Origin of the sequence: Roseomonas sp. TAS13 (assembly GCF_001950415.1) — a bacterium.
GTDB classification, from domain to species: domain Bacteria; phylum Pseudomonadota; class Alphaproteobacteria; order Acetobacterales; family Acetobacteraceae; genus Roseomonas; species Roseomonas mucosa.
Genome location: NZ_BDLP01000412.1, coordinates 1 through 3,568, shown reverse-complemented (window position 1 = coordinate 3,568; position 3,568 = coordinate 1). Strand labels below are relative to the sequence as shown.

2 protein-coding genes and 1 pseudogene are annotated in these 3,568 nt (G+C 73.6%); 2 read left to right on the top strand and 1 reads right to left on the bottom strand.

Annotated features, from left to right (window positions below):
• Positions 1-598, bottom strand: a pseudogene (locus ROTAS13_RS21180) (polysaccharide biosynthesis/export protein); the annotation flags it as partial.
• Between the two features lie 128 nt (positions 599-726).
• Between ROTAS13_RS21180 and ROTAS13_RS21175 the strand changes: the two are divergent.
• Both ROTAS13_RS21175 and ROTAS13_RS21170 read left to right on the top strand, forming a co-directional pair.
• Positions 727-2,565: a heparinase II/III family protein gene (locus tag ROTAS13_RS21175; protein WP_253187731.1), complete on the top strand. Its 1,839-nt coding sequence runs from the start codon at positions 727-729 to the stop codon at positions 2,563-2,565.
• A gap of 115 nt (positions 2,566-2,680) precedes the next feature.
• On the top strand, positions 2,681-3,568 hold an 888-nt coding region (locus ROTAS13_RS21170), incomplete at its 3' end, for a hypothetical protein (protein ID WP_083755653.1).

Sequence of the window (3,568 nt, the reverse complement as noted above, 5' to 3'; positions counted from 1 at the left end):
TCGCCTTACGGTGGAGCTGTGCGTAGATGTGATCAAGAGACAGCCCCACCCGCAGGGTGTAGGAGGTCCGCACCCGCCCGCGCACCGCGATGATCACCTCGTCGTCGCGGCCGAGGAGGTAGCCCTCCGGCATGGCGCCCGTGGTCAGTCCGGGCACCGCCGCCTGACGGAAGCTGTCATAGCCGAACTGGCGCAGCGGCGGCTGCTGCTCCGGCAGGCGGGCGGCGAAGAAGCTTTCGGTGTTGGAAAGCGGATCGGGAGGCGGCGCCATGCCGGGGAATGTGCCGGCCGTGGCGGCGGGCATCGCGGGGATGGGCGCGGCGGGCGGCAGAGGTGGCGGTGGCGAGAGGGTGGTGCTGCTGCGCCCCGAGGCGGCGTCGAGCAGGCGCTGCACCAGATCCCCCTGGGCTCCGCCCGCCAGCCCGCCGGACAGCGCGCCCGGCAGGGGCTGCCCGCCGGGCAGGGTGGAAGGCAGGGAGGGCGGCATCAGCAGGTTCGGCTGCGCCCGGGCCGCCGGGACGGCCAGGCTCGCCAGCATGGGGGCGGCCAGCAGCAGCGACAGGACGTGGCGCGATCCGGAAGGGTGGAGGAGGCTCAATCTGGCGTATTCCCGATTCGGTGCGCACACCCTTGGCAGCCCAGGTCATTCCATGGTCTTGGTATACAACTTTAAGTGATTGTTAACTTGTTTTACAGCAATTTTAGGTTGTTCCATCACGGAGCGGCATGGTTTTCCGAGCGCTACCCTTCCGTACCGCCATGCTGCTCCGCTTCGATGCCGCCTGGCGGCTCGGTGCGCGGCCGGTGGGCCTGCTGCTGCGCCACCGCCTCCGGCTGGCGGCCGGTCTCGCCCGGCGTGCCCTGCCCGACCTCCGGCCTGCCGAAGGCCCCTTCCTGCCCGGCGGCCATTCCCCGCTTCCCGCGGCGCTGCGGGCGGAAACGCTGCCCGTGCTGATGGCGGTGGCGGAACTTCCGCCACCGGAGACGGAGCCCCGCGATGCCGCCCGTCCCCCTGCCTGCCCCTCTGCCTGCCCCCCTTCCTGCCCCCCTTCCTGCCCCACTGCCCTCCCCTCGGGCCACGGCCCCTTCGCTTCCCACGCCCATGGGCTTTCGCTCGACCTCTTCGCGCCGGGCGATGTGCGGCCGGTCTGGGAGGCCAACCGCCTGGGGGAGATCCCCCTCCTCGCCCTGGCACACCGGCTCGACCCGCAGGGAGGCCACCGCGAACGGGCGGAGGCGAGGCTCACCGCCTGGTGCCGCGCCAACCCGCCCTTCCGGGGGCCGAACTGGGCCTGCGGGCAGGAGGCCGCGCTGCGCGCCCTGCACCTGGCCCTGGCCCATGCCCTGCTGGGCGGCGAGGCGGCCAGCCCGGGGTTGCGGGCACTCCTCGCCCAGCACCGCCGGCGCATCGCCGCCACCCCCCGCTATGCCGAGGCGCAGGACAACAACCACACGGTCAGCGAACCCGCCGGGCTCTTCGCCTGCGACCTTCTTCTCGGCGAGGACCCAGCCCCTGCCATGGCCCGGCTTTCCGCCGCGCTGGACCGGCTGGTGGCGCCGGATGGCGGCTTCGCCCAGGTCTCGACGGGCTATCACCGCCTGCTGCTGGACGTGCTTTCCACCGCCGAATGGCTGCGGCGCAGCTACGGGGCCCTGCCCTTCCCGCCGCCCTTCGCCGCCCGCGCCGCCGCCGCCAGCCGCTGGCTCGCCCGGCTGCTGGACCCCGCGACCGGCGCCCTGCCGCGCCTCGGCCACCAGGATGGCTCCCACGTGGCGGACCTGTCGCTGGGCGGGCCGGGCGATGCGCGCGGCAGCGTCGAGCGCGCCGCGCGGCTCTTCCTGGGCGCCTCGGCCGGGGTGGCGGACGATCCGGGCTGCCTCTGGCTCGGCCTGCCATCCGCGCCCGTGCCGCGCCCCGAGGCGCGCTGGCAGGCCAGCGGCAGCCGCGGCTGGACGGTGGGCCGCGCCCGCGCCCTGCTGCGCACCGGCCCGCTGGAGTTCCGCCCGGGGCATTCGGACCTGCTGAACCTCGACCTCTGGGACGGGCCGGTGAACCTGCTGCGCGACGGCGGCACGCTGTCCTACAACCCCGCCCCCGAATGGCGGGCGGTGGCGCTGGGGCTGGAGGATGCCGCCGGGCACAACGCCATCCTCTTCGACGAGGCGGAGCCGATGCCCCGCGCCGGGCGCTTCCTGCGCGCCCGCTGGTGCCGGGGCGGATTGCTGGCGGATGGCGCCTGGGTGCGCGACCGGCACGGCAACCGGCAGGACCGGCGCGTGCTGGGCCAGGGCCGGCGCTGGAGCGTGCTGGACGAGGTCTCCGGCCCCTTCCGGCGGGTCACGCTGCACTGGCGCCTGGCCCCCGCCGCCTGGGAACGCATCCCCCAGGGCGTCGCCTCGCCGCTGGGCCGCATCGCCGTCTCGGCGGATGTGCCGCTCGACATCGTTCTGGCGTCAGGATGGGAAGCTCCCCGCTATGGCGAGCTGCGCCCGGTTCCTGTTCTGGAACTCCGCGCCCGGGCGCCGGTCTCGCGCATCCTGACGGTGATCCGCCTGCCGGGCTGATCCAGCAGGCCCTCCCCACAGTGAGCGCAGCAGGGTTGCGGGCTTGGTTTCAATCCAGGGTTGAATATTTCGTTAACAAACTCGATAGTCACGGGAAGTCACGCTGGACCAGGGGATGCCGCTTCCGGAACTGCTGCGCGCCCTCTGGCTCTGGCGCTGGAGAATCCTCGCCACCTGGTTCCTGTTGCTGGCGTCCGGCATCGCGCTGGTGCTGTCCTGGCAGCGCCAGTACGTGGCGGAGGCGGTGGTGACCCCCGCCGAGACCACCGGCCTCGCGGTGTCCACGCTGATCCAGGCCAATGCGGTGTTGCAGGCCGGTGGGCTGCTGGACAACCGCTCGGGCGGGAATTTCGCGGTCTATCTCGCCCTGCTGCGCTCGCCCGAGGCGGCGGCGATGCTGATGCGCGACACTGCCCTGCCCGCTTGGCTCACGCAGCAGCGCGCCAGCGGCCCGATGGGCCTGCTGCGGCAATGGCTCGGCCTGCGCACCGAGAGCGATGCCGACGACCTGCAGACCTGGCTGGAGCGGAACTTCGCCGTCACCCAGTCGCTGCAAACCGTGACGGTGACGCTGGACCTGCCGCATCCCGACCGGGCCATGGCGCTCGACGCGCTGGCCCGCCTGCACGCCTTCGCCGAGGGCAAGGTGCGGGCGGATCTCGCCGGCCTGACCCGGAACCGCATCGCCCAGCTGGAGGAAAGGCTGGGGCGGGAGCCGGATGTCTTCACCCGCACGCCGCTCTACGACCTCCTGGCGCAGCACCAGCGGGCCGGGCTGGCGCTGCTGACCGACGAGGCGGTGGCGGCGCGGCTGGTCTCCGCCCCCAGCGTGCCGCTCGCCCCCACGCTGCCAAACCGGCCGCTGCTGATCGCGCTGCTGCTGGTTTCCGTGCCGCTGGCGGTGCTGCTGGGCGCGGCCTGCCTCGTCCTGCTGCGCCAGGCCCTTCCCTCCGGCACGGGGGCCGCCACCCCCGGCTCCATTTCCGGCGCGGGGCCGGGGGGC

Coding starts and splice junctions, on each gene's coding strand:
- ROTAS13_RS21175 (WP_253187731.1), top strand. CDS start 727: ATGGTTTTCCGAGCGCTACCCTTCCGTACCGCCATGCTGCTCCGCTTC.